We start from the raw sequence: 16,969 nt of genomic DNA, 5'->3' as shown, positions 1-16,969 counted from the left end.
GCGCGGGCTTACACGGGGTAAACCAGGTCGTTGGCCAGGATGGCGGTGTCGTAGATGACCTGGCGTTCCTGCAGCTTGAGGACGCCGTTCTCGCGCACGAAGCGGTCGTGGTAGCTGCCGGCAAGGTGCAGGGTGGTGGGGCCCTCGACCAGGGTCTGCATCAGCAGGAACGTGCTGGACGCGGCGATCTCGCCGTCCGGCGTTTCGCTGGTGACGCGGGTGTTGCTCACCATGTGCAGCATATAGCGCGGCGCGAACATCTGCGTGCGTGAAATCGCCACGGCGCGGTCGTGCATCATGTCGCGGCCTTCCGCATACACCAGGCCCACCGGCAGGTTCAGCTCGGCGTTCTCGCGCGCCGTCACGCGGTACAGCGCGGTTTCGGTGAAGAAATCCGGCCACGATTCGACCTGGCCGCCATCCAGGGCGGCGCAGTAGTCGGCGTTGAACTCTTCGACCTCCAGCTTCAGCGCGATGGCGCGGGCGGGGTCGATGGTGCGGGGAGGGAAAAACGTCTGGCTCATTGTGCTGTCCTGATTCAGAAGCCCATGACTTCGCGGTAGTAGCTGTACATCGAACGGATGGCCGCTTCGGAAATCAGCGTGTTCGAGGTGCCCTGCTTGCCCGATTCCAGCTTGATCACGTTGACGTCGGTGCTGGCGCGGCGCACGCCCTCCTGCACGAACTTCATCGCTTCGTTGTCTTCCAGGCCCAGGAAACCCGCCGGGCCCATCAGGTTGCCCTGGCGCAGGCGGTGGCGCTGCATCTCCTCGGTGTCGTCCTCGTATCCGAACATGGTCCATTGCATGATCATGCTGTCGGGGCCGTTGGGGATGATGTGGCGCACGCCCAGGGTGTTCATCTCGCGCTGCACGATCAGGTTGGGCCAGATGGTCTGCATCGTCACCGACCAGGGCGAGTCGAATTCCTTGATGAACTCCAGGAAGCGGTCGTTGCGCAGGCGCAGGCCATCGTGGAACGACCGCATTTCCTTCTTGTTCTCTTCGCTGACGGTGGCGTACTTGTCCTCGCTCTTGGCCGAGGCCATGGTGCCGTGGCGTCCATGGACCGAGTCGACCAGCATGGCGGACTTGTTGCCCGCCACCAACAGGCCGAACACCACCAGGAACGAATGCAGCAGCGTGGCGTGGTACGGATCCTTCAGGTTCTCGTGGTACATCTTCCAGTTGCAGGGCAACTCGTTGCGGTAGTAGCCGAGGATCTTCAGCTTCTTGCCGGGGAAGACGGCGTCGAAATCAGCTAGGATCTCGGGCGTCAGGTACTCCGCGATCGGTTCGACTTCGCTGCTGTAGGAGGCGAACACCACGCCGTTGCGCGTGGTCACGTGCAGGCGGCGCAGGCCGTGCTCTTCGTTCTTGAAATCCTTGGGCATGCCGCCTTCGCGGTTGACGCCGCGCTTGAACGGAATGCCTTGCAGGTTGCCCTTCAGGTCGTACGACCACTGGTGGTAGGGGCAGACGAATTCCTTGGCGTTGCCCTGGTTGTGGCGACAGAACTCGGCGCCACGGTGCGCGCAGCGGTTCTCGAACACGTTGATCGAGCCGTCCTCGGCGCGCGACACCACCACGGGCGTGGCGCCCACATACGAGCGCTTGTAATCGCCGGCATTGGGGATCTCGGCCTCCAGGGCGACGAAGTTCCAGGTCTTGCCGCGGAAGATCTTTTCCAGCTCCTGCTCGTAGACCGCGTTGTTCGTGTAGACCCAGTCGGGGATGAAGTGCAGGGCATCCTGCGGCCACGCGCATTCCGACAGCGGGGCGTCCTTGGCCGCCAGAGTACGGCCGATGACGGTTTGGGATTGGTACATGGAGACAGCTCCTGTGTGGGCGTTATCGAGTGCGGTCAGGCCACGGCGGCGGCGGCCTGCCAGGCCTTGACCAGGGGTTTGAGCGCTTCGGCCGGATCGGCCAGGCGGTGCGGCTCCACGGCGATGCCGCGTTCGAACAGCACCCGCAGCTGGCGCAGGTCGCCGCCGGCGTTGACCGCGATGCCATGGCAGGGCACGCCATCGCGCAGGCCGATCCACAGTACGCGCGCCGCCGCCTGGGGGTCCGCCTGCGGGCGGCAGATATATTGCAGCCCGGGTTGCGGCAAGCCCAGGATCTGGATGTTGCAGCCGTACTGGTCGGTCCAGAACCACGGATAGGGTTCGGCGGCGGGCTCCAGGCCCAGCATGGCCGAGGCTGCCGCGCGCGCCTGCTCGTTGGCGTTTTGCCACGATTCGAAGCGCGCGGCCGCGCCCAGGCAGGCGCGCGGCTGGCTGGCGCAGTCTCCGGCCGCGTAAATATGGGGGTCGGCCGTGCGCGCCCGCGCGTCGACGCAGATGCCGCCGTTGCCGTCCAGCGGCAGGCCGGCCTGCCGCGCCAGGGTGACTTCGGGCGCCAGGCCGATGCTGACCACGACCAGGTCGGCGTCCACCTGCGTACCGTCGGCCAGGGTGAGCGCATAGGGCGGACCGTCGCCGATGCGGGCGATCGCACCGCCCAGCCGCAGGTCGACGCCGCTGGCGCGCACGCGTTCGGCCAGCCAGTCCGACACGACGGTGGGCAGGGCGCGTTCGAGCAGGCGCGTCCCGCTTTCGATCACCGTGACTTCGGCGCCCAGTTCGCGGGCGGTCGAGGCCACTTCCAATCCAAGAAAGCCGCCGCCGATGACAGCCGCGCGTACGCCCGGGCGCAGCGCCGCGCGCAGGCCCAGGGCGTCGTCCAGCGTGCGGATGTAGTGCACGCCGGCGCGGCCGCGCGGCAGGGCCGGCAGTTCGCGCGCGTGGCCGCCGGTGGCCAGCAGGCAGCGATCGTATTCCAGCGTGCGTCCGTCGGCCAGCCGCACCGTGCGCGCGGCCGGATCGAGCGCGGCCGCCGCCGCCTGGGTAAGCAGGGCGATGTCGTTCTCGGCATAGAAGCCGGCGGGGTGTACGGCGGCCTCGGCATGCGTGGCCGTGCCCTGCAGGACCGCCTTGGACAGCGGCGGGCGCTCGTAGGGCGGGTGGGCCTCCTGGCCGATCAGGGTCAGCCCGCCGCGATAGCCCAGCTGCCGCAGGCTGGCCGCGGCGACCGCGCCGGCCTGGCCCGCGCCCACGATCACGATGGATTGGATCTCGTCCATGGTGTCAGGCTTGCAGGTCGACGTAGATGTCGTCGTTCTCGACCTTCAGCGGATAGACGCGGATGTCGGCCGTCGCCGGCGCGCACATGGCCTTGCCCGTCTTGATGTCGAACTTGGCCTGGTGCAGCGGGCATTCGATGCAGCCATCTTCCAGGTAGCCATCGGACAGCAGGGCATAGGCGTGGGTACAGACATTGTCCGAAGCGAAGTATTCGCCCTCGCTGCGATAAAGGGCCAGTTTCGCCTCGCCGGCGGTGACAGGCATGACCTCGTCGTCCTCGAGTTGGTCGGTAGTCGCGATCTTGATCCAGTTCATGGCTAAATATTCAGTGTGCTGAGTAAGTATGCGCAGTGTACTTCCTATAAAACGGAAATTTATCCTAGGGATTTCCCTGGTCGTGCCGGCCGGTCGCGGGGCTCGCGGGCCTGTCCCGGCCGGCATGCGCCAATCGCGCGCCAAGCCGCGCCGTTGCTGGACTTGCCGCGCGCCGCGTCGGCCCGCGAAAACGCGGGCGCGAGCGCGGCAGGACACCGGGGAAAACCTCGTTGACACTCAAAAACACTATCAGTATGCTGAATAAAACGTCAGCATACTTACTTTTTTTCGACGCGTTTCATGCGGCCGAAGCGAGCATGCCGGCAAGTCGTTCCAAACCGGGCTTCAGGTCCCGGACGCAGTTGGCGGTACAACCCGGCGCGCCGGCGGCCGGGGTTTCCCGGACGCGGCTGGTCGCGCCCAGACAAGCAGATATTCGCATTCGATTCGACAGCTCAGGAGCAAGTCATGCAACGACGCCGTTTTCTCGCACAAGCCGCCGGCGCAGCCGGCGCCGGTCTGGCCGCGGTGGGCATGCCCGCCATGGCGCAGGCCAACCCGACCGTCCGCTGGCGCATGTCGACCAGCTGGCCCAAGAGCCTGGACACGATCTACGGCTCGGCCGACGAACTGTGCAAGCGCGTCGGCCAGCTGACCGACGGCAAGTTCGAGATCCGCGCGTTTCCCGGTGGTGAGCTGGTTCCTTCCGCGCAGAACATGGACGCGGTCAGCAACGGTACGGTGGAGTGCAACCACGTGCTGAGCACGATGTACATCGGCAAGAACACGGCGCTGACGTTCGATACCGGCCTGTCGTTCGGCCTGAACGCGCGCCAGCACAACGCCTGGATCCACTACGGCGGGGGGCTGCAGCAGTTGCGCGAGCTGTACAAGAAATACAACATCGTCAACCATGTCTGTGGCAACGTGGGCGTGCAGATGGGCGGCTGGTACCGCAAGGAAATCAAGTCCACCGCCGACCTCAATGGGCTGAACATGCGTATCGGCGGCATCGGCGGCATGGTGCTGTCCAAGCTGGGCGTGGTGCCGCAGCAGATCCCGCCGGGCGACATCTATCCCGCGCTGGAGAAGGGCACCATCGACGCGGCCGAATGGATCGGGCCGTACGACGATGAAAAACTGGGCTTCAACAAGGTGGCGCCCTACTACTACTCGCCGGGCTGGTTCGAAGGCAGCGCCTCGATCACGTCCATGGTCAACGACAAGGCCTGGGCGGCGCTGCCGCCGGCCTACCAGGCGGCGTTCGAGGCCGCCTGCGGCGAGCAGACCATGAAGATGCTGGCGAACTACGACGCCCGCAACCCCCCGGCGCTGCGCAAGCTGATCGCCGGCGGCGCCAAGGTCAGTTTCTTCCCCAAGGAAGTCATGGACGCGGTATATAAGGCATCGCAGCAATTGTGGACCGAGCTGTCGGACAAGAATCCCGATTTCAAGGCCATTTATCCCGGTTGGAAGAAATTCCAGGAAGACGAAGCGGGCTGGTTCCGTGTCGCCGAGAACGCGTTGGATAACTACACCTTCGCGGCAGTGGCGCGGGCGCAGGCCAAGTAACAGACGTCATTCAGTTTCAAAGGGCAGTCATGACGACAGAACATACCGGCGCCGAGGTTGGCGCCGGTTCACGGCAAGGGGTCGGGGCGCGCGTTCCCCGCAAGGAGGACGCGCGCCATCTGCACGGCAAGGGCAACTTCGTGGCCGACATGGCCATGCCCGGGCTGTGCGAGGTGGCATTCCTGCGCAGTCCGCTGGCGCATGCGCGCATCGCCGATGTGCGGGTGCCCGAGGGCGTGCGCGACAAGGTCGTGCTGCGCTCGATGATGGGCGATGCGCGCGATATCGCGGCCGATTCGACCCTGCCGACCTACCAGGCCTCGGTGCAGCCGCCGTTGGCCAGCGGCAAGGTGCGCTTCGTTGGCGAGCCGGTGGCCATGACCTTCGCGCCGACGCGCGCCGAGGCGGAAGACCAAGCCGAGCTGGTGGAAGTCGATTATGACGACCTGCCGGTCTATGCCGACGTGGTCAGCGCGCAGCAGGCCACGTCGGACCTGGTGCACGAACATTGGCGCGACAACGTGTTCGTCACCTTGACCGCCGATCGCGACTTCGACGAACACGCCGCGCGCGCCGAGGTGGTAGTCAAGCGCAAGATCGACCTGGCGCGGCAATGCATGGTTCCCATGGAAGGCAAGGCGGTGCTGGCCTACTGGGACCACCAGGCCGACCAGCTGGTGGTGATCAGCGCCACGCAGGTGCCGCACATGATACGCAGCGTGCTGGCCCAGTGCCTGGACCTCGAGCAGGGCCGCGTGCGGGTGGTCTCCCCCGACGTGGGCGGCGCGTTCGGCTACAAGTGCGTGCTGCAACAGGAAGAGCTCTGTGTGGCCTGGCTGGCCAAGACGTACAAGCGCCCGTTCCGCTTCATCGAGGACCGCCGTGAACACCTGACCGCCGGCGCCAATTCGCGCGAACACCACTACGAGATGACCGCCTACGCGGACAAGCGCGGCAAGCTGCTGGCGCTGGACGCCCGTATCACGATCGACGGCGGGGCCTATTCGGTGTGGCCCTTCACCATCGGGCTCGAACCCGGCCAGGCGGTCGGCAACCTGCCCGGACCCTATGGCTTTCGCGGCTACCGCTGCGAGACGCGTTGCGTGGCCACCAACAAGCCCGGCTTCGTGCCGTACCGCGGCGTGGCGCGCACCGGCGTGTGCTTCGCCATCGAGCTGACGATGGACGCCGTGGCGCGCGAAGTGGGCCGCGAGCCCTGGGAGGTGCGCCTGGAGAACCTGGTGCAGCCCGAGCAGATGCCGTACGTCAACGTGACCAACAAGCACTTCGACAGCGGCGACTACCCGGCCAGCCTGCGCAAGGCGCTGGAAATGCTGGACATCGACGGCGTGCGGGCCCGCCAGGCCCGCGGCGAGGCCGACGGCCGGCGCATCGGCGTGGGCGTGGCCACCTATACCGAGCAGGCCGCGCACGGCACCTCGGTATTCGCCGCCTGGGGCACCCCCGTGATACCGGGCTTCGACCAGGCGACGGCGCGCGTGACGCCCGACGGCGGGCTGGAAGTGCGCGTGGGCGTGCACTCGCACGGCCAGGGCATGGAAACCACCTTCGCCCAGATCGCCCACGAGATCCTCGGCATCGATGTGGCGCGCATCAAGGTGCTGCATGGCGATACCGGCCAGACGCCGTTCTCCACCGGCACCTACGCGTCGCGCTCGCTGGTCATGTCCGGCGGCGCCGTGTCGCAGGCATGCAAGCGCCTGCTGCCGCGCATGCGGCACATCGCCGCGCACATGCTGGGCGTGGACGACGACGCGGTGACGCTGCAGGAGGGCATCTACCGGGCCGGCGCGAAATCGGTCAGCACCGGCGACGTGGCCGATGCCTGGTACCTGCGGCCGCAACTGCTGCCGCCCGACGTGGACCCGGCGGGCCTGGAAGTGAACGTGGGCTACAAGCCCAAGGTCGATACCGGTTGCTTCACCTACGCCAGCCACGCCGCCGTGGTGGCGGTGGACCCGGACACCGGCGCGGTCGAGATACTGGATTACGTGGTCGTCGAGGATTGCGGCACCATGATCAACCCCATGGTCGTGGAAGGCCAGACCATAGGCGGCATCGCGCAGGGTATCGGCACCGCGTTCTACGAAGAGACGCCCTACGACGCCAACGGCCAGCCGCTGGCGTCGACGCTGGCGGACTACATGCTGCCCGGCCCGACCGAGGTGCCCAACATGCGGCTGCATCATTTCGAGACGCCGTCGCCGCATACGGAATTCGGCGCCAAGGGCATGGGCGAGGGCGGCGCGATCGCACCGCCCGCGGTGCTGTTCAACGCAGTCAACGATGCGCTGCGCGGGCTGGGCGCCGCCGAGCTGTCGCGCACCCCGCTGACGCCGATCCGTGTGCTGCAGGCCATTGCGCAAGGCGCCAGGGAGGCAGCATGAAAGCGGCGCAGTTCGAGTATTTTCGCGCCGAGTCGACGCAGCAGGCGCTGCAGTGGCTTCGGCAGCATGACGGCCGGGCCAAGCTGATGGCCGGCGGCCAGTCGCTGGGTCCGATGCTGAACCTGCGGCTGGCGCGTCCGCCGGTGGTGATCGACATCTCGGGCGTGCCGGCGCTGCGCGAGGTTGGCGAGCGTGGCGGCCGCGTGCGCGTGGGCGCCGCGGTCACCCACGCCGAGATCGAGGACGGCGTGCACGCCGCGTTGCGCGGCTCGGCCTTGCAGCAGGTGGCGAGCGGCATCGCCTATCGCGCCATCCGCAATCGCGGCACCGTGGGCGGCAGCCTGGCGCATGCCGATCCGGCGGCCGATTGGGTGCTGACCATGGTGGCGCTGGGCGCCGATATCGAGATCGCCGGCGTGGACGGCGAGCGCATGGTGCCGGCCGAATCTTTCATGCAGGGCGCCTACACCACGGTGGTGGGCGACGGCGAACTGATTGCCGCCGTGCACGTACCGGCCATGACCGACGGCGCGCGCTGGGGCTACTACAAGTTCTGCCGCAAGACCGGCGAGTTTGCCGAGGCCAGTTGCGCGGCGTGGTTCGAGCCCGCCCGCCGGGTGGCCCGCATCGCGGTGGGCGCGCTCGACGGCGCGCCCTGCCTGCTGCCGGAACTGGCCGACGCGGTGGCGCGCCAGGGCGCGGCCGCGCTGCAGGCCCAGCGTATCGATGAAGCGGTGGCGCAGGCCATGCCCGGCAAGGATGCCCTGCATCGCAAATTGCATGCAACCGCCGTGGCGCGCTGCCTGAAGCAGGCGCTGGGCGTACAGGAATGACGATGGTTCAAGTAACGTTGGAAGTCAACGGCAAGCAGGTGGCCCACGAGGCGCCGCCGCGCATGCACCTGGGCGATTTTCTGCGCGACCAGGCGCGCTTGACGGGCACCCACCTGGGTTGCGAGCACGGCGTATGCGGGGCCTGTACCGTGCTGGTCGATGGCCAGCCGGTCCGTTCGTGCATTACCTATGCGGTGGCGTGCGAAGGCCGCCAGGTGACCACCATCGAAGGCTATGACGGTGATCCGGTCATGGCGCGCCTGCGCGCCGCCTTCACCAAGTACCATGCGCTGCAATGCGGCTATTGCACCCCGGGCATGCTGACGACGTCGCGCGATATCGTGCTGCGCCTGCCGGATGCCGACGAGGCGCGCGTACGCGTGGAGCTGTCGGGCAATCTGTGCCGCTGCACCGGCTACATGGGCATCGTGGGCGCCGTGATGTCGGTGCTGCGCGACCTGCGCGAACAGCCCGACGCGGCCGTGCAGGCCTTGCGCGCGGCCGCGGCCGACGGCCGCCTGCCGGCGCCGCGCGGCGAGCAGCCGATCGCTTTCCAGCCTTTCACGCCCAGCGCGCCGGCTGCGGCCCAGGCGGCGCCGCGCGCGGCCGCCGGCCCGGCCGGCGGCAAGGGCAACCAGATCATCGACGCGTTCACCGTGCCTTTTCCCGCGGCCGAGGTGTGGGCCTTCATGGTGGACCTGCCGGCCGTGGCGGCCTGCCTGCCGGGAGCGGTCATCGAGGAGACCGACGGCCAGCGCGTCAAGGGCAAGATTGCCATCAAGTTCGGCCCCATGGCTGCCGCGTTCAACGGCGCGGCCCGCCTGGAGCGCGACGAAGCGGCCATGCGCGCGGTTTTTCGCGGCGCCGGCCAGGATTCGCTGAGCCAGTCGCGCGCCACCGGCGATATTGCCTACCAGGTCGAGGCGGTGGCCGGGAACGAGACGCGGGTCAACGTGGACCTGCAGTACGCCCTGCAGGGGCCGCTGGCGCAGTTCTCGCGTTCCGGGCTGGTGCAGGATTTCGTGCGGCGCATGATCGCCGATTTCGGCAAGAACGTGACGGCGCGTCTGCGCCAGCCCGACGGCGCGACGCTGCCGCAGGCGCAGTTCAACCCGGTGGCGATGTTCTTCAGCGTGTTGTGGATGCGGATCAAGCGCTGGTTCGGCCGCGGCGGCTGAACGGCGCGCCGGCGTCGCGCGCGATTCCAGGGGGATGGAGATGCAGAAGGCAATCGGTAAGTGGTGGCGCCAGGCCGTGGGCAGTATCGCCCTGCTGGCGGCGGCGGGCACGGCCGGCGCGCAGGCGCCCGAGCCGCTGCGGGTGCGGCTGGACTGGACGCCCTGGGGCGTGCAGGCGGCCTTTCACCTGGCGCAGCAGAAGGGCTGGTACAAGCAGGCGGGCCTGGACGTCACGCTGGAGGACGGCAACGGCTCGGTCACGACGGTGCAGATCGTGGGCGGCAGCGACCGCTTCGACCTGGGGCATGCCGCCCTGGCGTCGATGATGATCGCGCGCGACAAAGGGCTGCCGGTCAAGGCGGTGGCCGTGTTCGCCCGCCACAGCGACATCGGCCTGCTGGTGCCGGACGATTCCGGCATCGACGGGCCGGAGCAGCTCAAGGGACGCAAGGTGGCCTATACCGCCGGCTCGCTCGAGGCGCCGTTCATCGATGCGTTCCTGGCGCGCGGCAAGCTGAAGAAAAGCGATCTGGAACTGATCAACGTCGATGCCGCCAGCAAGGCCTCCACCTATGCGGTGGGCCGCGCCGACGCGGCGTTCTCGACCATTCCGTTCTTCCTGCCCGTGGTATCGCAGAAACGCCCGTCGCGGGCCGTGCGCTTTGCCGACTTCGGCCTGGACATGCCCAGCTTCGGGCTGTTCGCCAGCGAAGACAAGCTGCGCGAGCGCGGCGAGGCCATCGGACGCTTTGCCAGCGTCAGCGCGCGCGCCTGGGAATACATCTACGCGGGCCACGAGGACGAGGCCGTGTCGGCCATCCTGGCGCAGCGGCCGCAGGCGCGCCTGGACCGCACGGTGCTGCGCGGCCAGATCGACGCCTTGCGCGGCTACTTCGGCCTGGCGGCCGGCCAGCGCGTGGGCGCGCCGGTGCCGGCCGACTGGGAGCAGGCGGTCAAGACGCTGTCCTCGGTGGGCCTGGTGCGCGCCGAGGCCAAGGCGGCCGATTTCTACGTGCCGGACCTGGTCCGGCCGCAACGCTACGACGCGCTGGTGAAACCGTGAGCGTGGCGGCGGTCAGCGCGGCCGGGGTGCGCAAGAAGTACCCCGGCGAACGCGGCGTGCAGGCGCTGGAAACCATTTCGGTCGATGTGCCGGCGGGCCGTTTCGTGAGCATTCTTGGCCCCAGCGGGTGCGGCAAAAGCACTTTCCTGCGTTGCGTGGCCGGCCTGGAGACGATCAGCGAGGGCGAACTGCGCGTGGCCGGCCAACCCGTCAAAGGACCGCCGGACGGCATAGGCATGGTGTTCCAGCGCGATGCCCTGCTTGAATGGCGCAACATTCGCCGCAACATCCTGCTGCCGGTGGAATTCGCCGGCAAGCCGGTGGCGCGCTACCGCGACAAGGTCGACGCGCTGCTGCGGTTGACGGGCCTGGCGGCGTTCGCCGACAACTATCCGCGCGAACTGTCCGGCGGTATGCGCCAGCGCGCCGCCATCTGCCGCGCGCTGGTCGACGACCCGGCGCTGCTGCTGATGGACGAGCCGTTCGGCGCGCTGGACGCCCTGACGCGCGACCAGATGAATGTGGAACTGCAGCGCATCTGGATGGAAACCCGCAATACCGTGATGTTCGTCACGCACGGCATCGCCGAGGCGGTGTTCCTGGGCGACGAAGTGATGGTGTTCTCGCCGCGTCCCGGACGGGTGCTCGAGACCATCCGCATCGACCTGCCGCGTCCGCGCCCGCTGGCGGTGCGCGAGACGGCCGAGTTCGGCCGGTATGTGCGACATATACGCGGCCTGTTCGAGCAGATGGGCCTGATCGACGAAGGAGGGCGTGCGTCATGACAGCCACGGGTCGCAAATGCCTGCACGCGGCAGCGGGCGTCGTATCGCTGGCGGTGTTCCTGCTGCTGTGGGAAGGGCTGGGGCGGGCGCTGGAGGTGCGGCCCATCATGCTGCCGCTGCCTTCGCAGGTGGCGCTGGAGCTGGCCGCGGAATGGCGCTGGTATGCCGACCAGGCCTGGTACACGCTGATGACCACCGTGGCCGGCTTCGCGGTCGCGGTGGTGGGCGGGGTGCTGATCGCCGTGATGCTGGTCAGTTCGCGCTGGTGCGAGAGTTTCCTGTACCCGCTGATCGTGGCGCTCAACAGCGTGCCCAAGGTGGCGATCGCGCCGCTGTTTGTCATCTGGCTGGGCACCGGGGCCGAACCCAAGATCGCCATTGCCTTCCTGATCGCCGTGTTCGCCGTCATCGTCGACACCGTGCATGGCCTGAAGTCGGTGCCGCAGGACGTGCTGGACCTGGGGCGCGTGCTCAAAGGGTCGCGGCGCGATTTCTTCTTCAAGGTGCGCCTGCCCGGCGCCTTGCCGTCCATCGTGACCGGCATGAAGGTCGCCGTGTCGCTGGCGCTGGTGGGCGCCATCGTCGGCGAGTTCGTTTCCTCCCAGCGCGGGCTGGGCTACGTGATCATGAGCGCGCAAGGCACCTTCGACACCGTGCGGGTGTTCGCCGCCTTGACGGTGCTGGCGGTCATGGGCATGGCCCTGTTTGCGCTGCTGGTGTGGTTCGAGCGCAAGGCCACGCCGTGGCGCACGCCCGTCGAGGGCCATTGAGCAGGTTTTTCATACTTATATCGGGGAATACATGCAGGCATTGCTTGCCTTATCGCGCGGCATAGACGCGCTGAACCTGCGGGTCGGCCGGGCCGTGACGTGGGTCACCTTGCTGGTGGTGCTGGTCAGTGCCGGCAACGCCGTGGTGCGCAAGGTGTTTCATACCAGTTCGAACGCCTGGCTGGAGTTGCAGTGGTACATGTTCGGCGCGATGTTCCTGCTGACCGCGGGCTACACGCTGCTGAAGAACGAACACGTGCGGGTGGACATTCTGTCCTCGCGGCTGCCGCGCTCCAAGCAGATCTGGATCGAGATCTTCGGGGTGGTGTTCTTTTTGCTGCCGGCGTGCACCCTGATCATGGTGCTGTCGTGGCCGGTGTTCATGGATTCGTACCTGAGCGGGGAGCTGTCGTCGAACTCGGGCGGGCTGATTCGCTGGCCGGTCAAGCTGTTGATTCCGGTGGGGTTTGCGCTGCTGGTGCTGGCCGGGCTGTCGCACCTGATCAAGTGCATCGGGTTTTTGCGCGGACTGTGTCCGGACCCGACCGCGCGCGAGGGCAGCAAGAGCGCCGAGGAGCTGCTGGCCGAGGAGATTGCCCGCGAAGCGCTGGAGCGCGAGTCGGCCGCCCAACAACAACGTCATAACAACGAAGGCCGCTGATCATGGAGTTTCTGATAGCCAATCTGGCGCCGATCATGTTTGCGACGCTGGTGCTGTTTCTGCTGCTGGGTTTTCCGGTGGCGTTCGCGCTGGCGGCCAACGGGATTCTGTATGGTCTGGTGGGCATCGAGCTGGACCTGCTCAGCCCGGCGCTGTTCCAGGCGTTGCCGCAGCGGGTGTTCGGCATTATTTCCAACGACACGCTGCTGGCGGTGCCGTTCTTTACCCTGATGGGGCTGGTGCTGGAGAGATCGGGCATGGCCGAGGACCTGCTCGAGACGATCGGCCAGGTGTTCGGTCCGTTGCGCGGGGGGCTGGCGATCGCGGTGGTGTTCGTGGGCGCGATGCTGGCGGCGACCACCGGCGTGGTGTCGGCCTCGGTGATCTCGATGGGGCTGATTTCGCTGCCCATCATGCTGCGCTACGGGTATGACAGGCGGCTGGCCAGCGGGGTGATCGCGGCCTCGGGCACGCTGTCGCAGATCATTCCGCCCTCGCTGGTGCTGATCATCCTGGCCGACCAGCTGGGCCGCTCGATCGGGGACATGTACCGCGCGGCGATGGTGCCGGGGTTCGTGCTGGCGGGGCTGTACATCGCCTACATCGTGATCGTCTCGCTGATCAAGCCCTCGGCGGCGCCGGCGCTGCCCGAGGAGGCGCGCACGTTTCGCGAGCCCAACGGCTCGCGCGGGGGGCGTTCGCTGCTGGTGCTGATGCTGATCTCCTCGCTGTCGGCCTACGTGCTGGGCCAGTGGCTGGAGAACGACACGGCGCCGGTCGATGAGCAGGTGGTGGTGAGCCTGCTGCTGTGGGGTCTGACGGCGTTCGTGATCGCGATCGCCAACAAGGTGTTTCGCCTGAGGATGCTCTCGGCGCTGGCCGAGCGGGTGACCTTCGTGATGATCCCGCCGCTGTTCCTGATTTTCCTGGTGCTGGGCACGATCTTCATCGGGGTGGCCACGCCCACCGAGGGCGGGGCGATGGGGGCGGTCGGGGCGATCATCATGGCGCTGATCCGCCGGCGGCTGACGCTGGACCTGCTCAAGCAGGCGATGGACACGACCACCAAGCTGTCGTGCTTCGTGGTGTTCATCCTGGTGGGCTCGACGGTGTTCGGGCTGACCTTCCGCGGCGTCAACGGCGACCTGTGGGTCGAGCACCTGCTGATCGGGCTGCCGGGCGGGGAGTGGGGGTTCCTGATCGTGGTCAGCGTGCTGACCTTCGTGCTGGCGTTCTTCCTGGACTTCTTCGAGCTGGCGTTCATCATCGTGCCGCTGCTGGGCCCGGTGGCCGACAAGATGGGCATCGACCTGATCTGGTTCGGGATCATCCTGGCGGTGAACATGCAGACCTCGTTCATGCACCCGCCGTTCGGCTTTGCGCTGTTCTACCTGCGCTCGGTCGCGCCCAAGGACGCCTACAAGGACAAGATCACCGGCAAGATCATCCAGCCGGTCACCACCGGCCAGATCTACTGGGGCTCGGTGCCGTTCATCGTGATCCAGCTGTTCATGGTGGCCGCCGTCATGCTCTTTCCCGGCATGGTCATGCACTACAAGGGCGGCCAGTCCACCGTCGATCCGGCCAGCGTGAAGATCGACGTGGAGGGGGGGTACGGCGGCAGCGTATACGGGGGAGGCGACGCCACGCCATTCAAATAGTGGTTACCCGCCGGGCGTTTGGTAACGCCTGTTTTGTCTAAGGGAAAACCCTCGATGCGGGTTTCCCCTGATCCCCCAAGGGCCGCGCTACGCGGCCCTTTGCGTGCCTCGCTGCCCGCTCGTCCGCGCCAGTACTTGAGTGTGAGTGTTTGCTCACATGACTGTCACAGGTAAAAAATCTCCGATTCATGATGTTGCGCATAAATGTCACGAATTTCAATCTTCTTGCCACAAAGTTGCGGCTATCATGCCTTCATAAGACGCCGTCGAGTGCTCCCCGGGCAGTTTCCGGGCTTCAAAGCCGAATGGCGCGTTCCCTCAATCGAAAGAACACGCAAGGAGTCGGAGATGGAACAGATCCCCTTCGTTTCGTCAGCCCCCAACACCTTGGGTATCGAGCTCGAATTGCAGTTGGTCGATCCCCGCAGCTTTGACTTGGCTGCCGCGTCGGACGAGTTGTTGGCCCAGTTGGCCAACCATCCCATCGCCGATCGGGTCAAACCCGAAATCACCCGGTCGATGATCGAGCTGAATTCCTCGGTGCACGAGCACCCGGCCGGCTTGCTGGCCGAAATGCGCGAAATGCGCGATGTCCTTTGCGAAGCCGCCGACGCGGTCGGCGTTGGCGTCACGGGCGGTGGTGCCCACCCCTTCATGCGCTGGCAGGACCGCGCCATTTCCGATACGCCGCGCTTCCAGTACCTGGCCGAGATGTACGGTTACCTGGCGCGCCAGTTCACGGTATTCGGCCAGCATATCCACCTGGGCGTGCCCTCCGGCGACGCGGCGGTGCGCATGGTGCGCGGGCTGTCGCCGTATGTGCCGCATTTCATCGCCCTGTCGGCCGCCTCGCCCTATTGCGAAGGCGTGGACACCCTGTTTTCGTGCTGCCGCCTCAACGCGGTCAACAGCTTCCCGCTGGCCGGCCACATGCCCGCCGACGTGACCGACTGGTACCGTTTCGAGGCTCACCTGGCCCAGTTGCGCGCCAGCGGCCTGGCCGAGAGCATCAAGGACCTGTACTGGGACATCCGGCCCAAGCCCGAGTACGGCACGGTCGAAATCCGGGTCTGCGACACGCCGCTGACCGTCGAGCGGGCCTGCCAGCTGGCCGCCTTCGCGCAGGCGCTGGCGGTACAGGTGGCGCGCGACCCCGAGCCCGGCCAGCAGGCCTGGCTGGCCTATCGCAGCAACCATTTCCAGGCCTGCCGTTTCGGCCTGCACGGCAGCTACGTCACCCCCGACGGGCAGCGCGTGCGGCTGGTGGACCACCTGCGCGCACTGTTCGACCGGCTGGCGCCGGTGGCCGAAGAACTGGGCACCGGCGACATGCTGCAGGCCCTGCGCGACGAGATCCTGCGCAATGGCAACGATGCGCGCTGGCTGCGCGGCCAGTTCCTCAAGGTGCGCGAACTGCCCCTGCTGGTCGAGTCCATGGCGCAAAACTGGCGCGGCCAGGCTGTCCAGGACACACCGCCGTCGGCGGTGCGGCGGCGTATCCGCGCGACTTCCGAGCCGGTGGGAGGCGTGTGCGCCCTGAGTACGCCGCAGGGCGATCCGCTGCCCGGCTGGGCCGAGCGCCTGCACTGACGCAGGCTGGCGGCCTCAGCCCGCCCGGCGCCCGCCGATGGCGCTGACCGAGAGATGGGTTTCGCCGGGCGCGGCGCGCCGCGCCGGCGCCCGCCAGGCGTGGCCGTAGGCCACTTCGATGCTCAGGCTGATGCGCCCTTGCGGGCCGCGCCGCGCTTCCAGCGCCGCGTGCAGGCGATCCAGCCAGGCGCGGCCGACCAGGCCGGCGCGCCGGCCGCGCGCCGGGTTGCCGCCCAGGGCGCGCACGTCTTCCAGCAGGCGCTGAGGGGTTTCGTAGGTCAGCGTCAGGGTTTCCTGGTCCATCACCGGATCGGCAAAACCGTTCTCGACCAGCAGATCGCCAAAATCGTGCATGTCCACGAAGGTCGGCGTGGCCGTGCGCAGGCCGGCGTCGGCCAGCGCCTCGCGCAGCTCGCGCAGCGTTGCCGGGCCCAGGCAGGAAAACATCGCCAACCCGCCTACCTTGAGGATGCGGCGCCATTCGGCCAGGACCGCGTGCGGCTCGGGATGCCAGTGCAGTGCCAGGTTGGACCACACCAGGTCCAGCTGCTCGGGCGGCAGCCCGGTGGCGGCCAGGTCGGCGCGCACGAAGGAGACGGCGGGCTTGCCGCGCTGGGCCAGGCGCCCCAGCCAGGCCGCCACGCCGCCCGGCGCCCAGGCCTGGCGCGCGTGGGCCAGCAGCGGCTCGGCGGCGTCCAGTCCGGTATAGGCGGCGTTCGGGAAGCGGTCGCGCAGCAGCGGCAGGCTGGCGCCCGCGCCGCAGCCGGCGTCCAGCAGCGCGGCCGGTTGCAGCCTGATATAGCGCAGCCGGCCCATCATGCGCTGCGCCACTTCGCCATACAGGAACTGGGCCTCGGCGAGATCGCCGCGGCGGGAGAACTGGCGCACCACGTCGGCGGCCAGGATGGGAAGCGGAGGCAGGGAAGAAGGCAAGGACATTTGTATCGCGGTGCCGCCCACGGGCGCGGGCAAGCATGATGTGATCAGGGCCATCGGGCGCGGGCCC

Annotated in this window: 15 protein-coding genes; 10 read left to right on the top strand and 5 right to left on the bottom strand. The window is 67.6% G+C overall.

Features of this window, described 5'->3' with window-relative positions:
• Positions 1–8: 8 nt before the first annotated feature.
• Genes CAL11_RS22800 through CAL11_RS22785 form a run of 4 tightly spaced genes read right to left on the bottom strand, consistent with a single transcriptional unit; the run spans position 9 to position 3,442 of the window.
• Positions 9–524 (bottom strand): aromatic-ring-hydroxylating dioxygenase subunit beta, encoded by a 516-nt coding sequence (locus CAL11_RS22800; RefSeq protein ID WP_033460118.1) that lies wholly within the window; start codon positions 522–524, stop codon positions 9–11.
• Positions 525–538: 14 nt separating this feature from the next.
• Complete coding sequence (locus tag CAL11_RS22795) at positions 539–1,828, bottom strand: aromatic ring-hydroxylating dioxygenase subunit alpha (protein ID WP_086094357.1); 1,290 nt, start codon at positions 1,826–1,828, stop codon at positions 539–541.
• 35 nt (positions 1,829–1,863) lie between these two features.
• A complete protein-coding gene (locus CAL11_RS22790) occupies positions 1,864–3,126 on the bottom strand; it encodes an NAD(P)/FAD-dependent oxidoreductase (RefSeq protein WP_086094356.1) in 1,263 nt (420 codons plus the stop codon).
• A gap of 4 nt (positions 3,127–3,130) precedes the next feature.
• Entirely contained in the window at positions 3,131–3,442 is a 312-nt protein-coding gene (locus CAL11_RS22785) for a non-heme iron oxygenase ferredoxin subunit (protein WP_033460111.1), read from the bottom strand.
• Positions 3,443–3,910: 468 nt separating this feature from the next.
• Between CAL11_RS22785 and CAL11_RS22780 the strand changes: the two genes are divergently transcribed.
• The 10 genes from CAL11_RS22780 to CAL11_RS22735 all read left to right on the top strand — a co-directional run bounded on the left by CAL11_RS22780 (position 3,911) and on the right by CAL11_RS22735 (position 15,963).
• Complete coding sequence (locus CAL11_RS22780) at positions 3,911–5,014, top strand: TRAP transporter substrate-binding protein (RefSeq protein WP_033460109.1); 1,104 nt, start codon at positions 3,911–3,913, stop codon at positions 5,012–5,014.
• 29 nt (positions 5,015–5,043) lie between these two features.
• A complete protein-coding gene (locus CAL11_RS22775) occupies positions 5,044–7,422 on the top strand; it encodes a xanthine dehydrogenase family protein molybdopterin-binding subunit (RefSeq protein ID WP_086094355.1) in 2,379 nt (792 codons plus the stop codon).
• The gene (locus CAL11_RS22770; RefSeq protein WP_086094354.1) at positions 7,419–8,255 is read left to right on the top strand and encodes an FAD binding domain-containing protein; all 837 of its coding nucleotides are present in this window, start codon (positions 7,419–7,421) and stop codon (positions 8,253–8,255) included. Before CAL11_RS22775 ends, CAL11_RS22770 begins: the two co-directional genes overlap by 4 nt.
• Positions 8,252–9,433, top strand: a complete 1,182-nt coding sequence (locus tag CAL11_RS22765) for a xanthine dehydrogenase family Fe-S subunit (RefSeq protein ID WP_086094353.1) — start codon at positions 8,252–8,254, stop codon at positions 9,431–9,433. The genes CAL11_RS22770 and CAL11_RS22765 overlap by 4 nt, the downstream gene beginning before the upstream one ends.
• A gap of 34 nt (positions 9,434–9,467) precedes the next feature.
• The gene (locus CAL11_RS22760) at positions 9,468–10,496 is read left to right on the top strand and encodes an ABC transporter substrate-binding protein (protein ID WP_033460101.1); all 1,029 of its coding nucleotides are present in this window, start codon (positions 9,468–9,470) and stop codon (positions 10,494–10,496) included.
• Positions 10,493–11,281 carry an ABC transporter ATP-binding protein gene (locus tag CAL11_RS22755; protein ID WP_033460099.1) on the top strand — a complete coding sequence of 263 codons (789 nt, stop codon included), beginning with the start codon at positions 10,493–10,495 and terminating at the stop codon, positions 11,279–11,281. Before CAL11_RS22760 ends, CAL11_RS22755 begins: the two co-directional genes overlap by 4 nt.
• Positions 11,278–12,051, top strand: a complete 774-nt coding sequence (locus CAL11_RS22750; RefSeq protein WP_033460097.1) for an ABC transporter permease — start codon at positions 11,278–11,280, stop codon at positions 12,049–12,051. Before CAL11_RS22755 ends, CAL11_RS22750 begins: the two co-directional genes overlap by 4 nt.
• Before the next feature lie 31 nt (positions 12,052–12,082).
• Positions 12,083–12,712 carry a TRAP transporter small permease subunit gene (locus CAL11_RS22745; RefSeq protein WP_068924604.1) on the top strand — a complete coding sequence of 210 codons (630 nt, stop codon included), beginning with the start codon at positions 12,083–12,085 and terminating at the stop codon, positions 12,710–12,712.
• 2 nt (positions 12,713–12,714) lie between these two features.
• Positions 12,715–14,373: a TRAP transporter large permease gene (locus tag CAL11_RS22740; RefSeq protein ID WP_086094352.1), complete on the top strand. Its 1,659-nt coding sequence runs from the start codon at positions 12,715–12,717 to the stop codon at positions 14,371–14,373.
• Between the two features lie 348 nt (positions 14,374–14,721).
• Positions 14,722–15,963 carry a YbdK family carboxylate-amine ligase gene (locus CAL11_RS22735; protein WP_033462757.1) on the top strand — a complete coding sequence of 414 codons (1,242 nt, stop codon included), beginning with the start codon at positions 14,722–14,724 and terminating at the stop codon, positions 15,961–15,963.
• 15 nt (positions 15,964–15,978) lie between these two features.
• Here the strand turns inward: CAL11_RS22735 and CAL11_RS22730 are convergent, their stop codons facing one another.
• The gene (locus tag CAL11_RS22730) at positions 15,979–16,956 is read right to left on the bottom strand and encodes a methyltransferase domain-containing protein (RefSeq protein WP_167382566.1); all 978 of its coding nucleotides are present in this window, start codon (positions 16,954–16,956) and stop codon (positions 15,979–15,981) included.
• Positions 16,957–16,969 lie beyond the last annotated feature (13 nt).

This window comes from Bordetella genomosp. 6 (genome assembly GCF_002119705.1).
In the GTDB taxonomy this organism is placed as follows: Bacteria; Pseudomonadota; Gammaproteobacteria; order Burkholderiales; family Burkholderiaceae_B; genus Bordetella; species Bordetella bronchiseptica_F.
This window is presented reverse-complemented; position numbering and strand designations above follow the sequence as displayed.

Bases quoted from the DNA above. Each gene is read 5' to 3' on its own strand.
- CAL11_RS22800 (WP_033460118.1), bottom strand. From the start codon at position 524: ATGAGCCAGACGTTTTTCCCTCCCCGCACCATCGACCCCGCCCGCGCC.
- CAL11_RS22795 (WP_086094357.1), bottom strand. From the start codon at position 1,828: ATGTACCAATCCCAAACCGTCATCGGCCGTACTCTGGCGGCCAAGGAC.
- CAL11_RS22790 (WP_086094356.1), bottom strand. From the start codon at position 3,126: ATGGACGAGATCCAATCCATCGTGATCGTGGGCGCGGGCCAGGCCGGC.
- CAL11_RS22785 (WP_033460111.1), bottom strand. From the start codon at position 3,442: ATGAACTGGATCAAGATCGCGACTACCGACCAACTCGAGGACGACGAG.
- CAL11_RS22780 (WP_033460109.1), top strand. From the start codon at position 3,911: ATGCAACGACGCCGTTTTCTCGCACAAGCCGCCGGCGCAGCCGGCGCC.
- CAL11_RS22775 (WP_086094355.1), top strand. From the start codon at position 5,044: ATGACGACAGAACATACCGGCGCCGAGGTTGGCGCCGGTTCACGGCAA.
- CAL11_RS22770 (WP_086094354.1), top strand. From the start codon at position 7,419: ATGAAAGCGGCGCAGTTCGAGTATTTTCGCGCCGAGTCGACGCAGCAG.
- CAL11_RS22765 (WP_086094353.1), top strand. From the start codon at position 8,252: ATGACGATGGTTCAAGTAACGTTGGAAGTCAACGGCAAGCAGGTGGCC.
- CAL11_RS22760 (WP_033460101.1), top strand. From the start codon at position 9,468: ATGGAGATGCAGAAGGCAATCGGTAAGTGGTGGCGCCAGGCCGTGGGC.
- CAL11_RS22750 (WP_033460097.1), top strand. From the start codon at position 11,278: ATGACAGCCACGGGTCGCAAATGCCTGCACGCGGCAGCGGGCGTCGTA.
- CAL11_RS22745 (WP_068924604.1), top strand. From the start codon at position 12,083: ATGCAGGCATTGCTTGCCTTATCGCGCGGCATAGACGCGCTGAACCTG.
- CAL11_RS22740 (WP_086094352.1), top strand. From the start codon at position 12,715: ATGGAGTTTCTGATAGCCAATCTGGCGCCGATCATGTTTGCGACGCTG.
- CAL11_RS22735 (WP_033462757.1), top strand. From the start codon at position 14,722: ATGGAACAGATCCCCTTCGTTTCGTCAGCCCCCAACACCTTGGGTATC.
- CAL11_RS22730 (WP_167382566.1), bottom strand. From the start codon at position 16,956: ATGGCCCTGATCACATCATGCTTGCCCGCGCCCGTGGGCGGCACCGCG.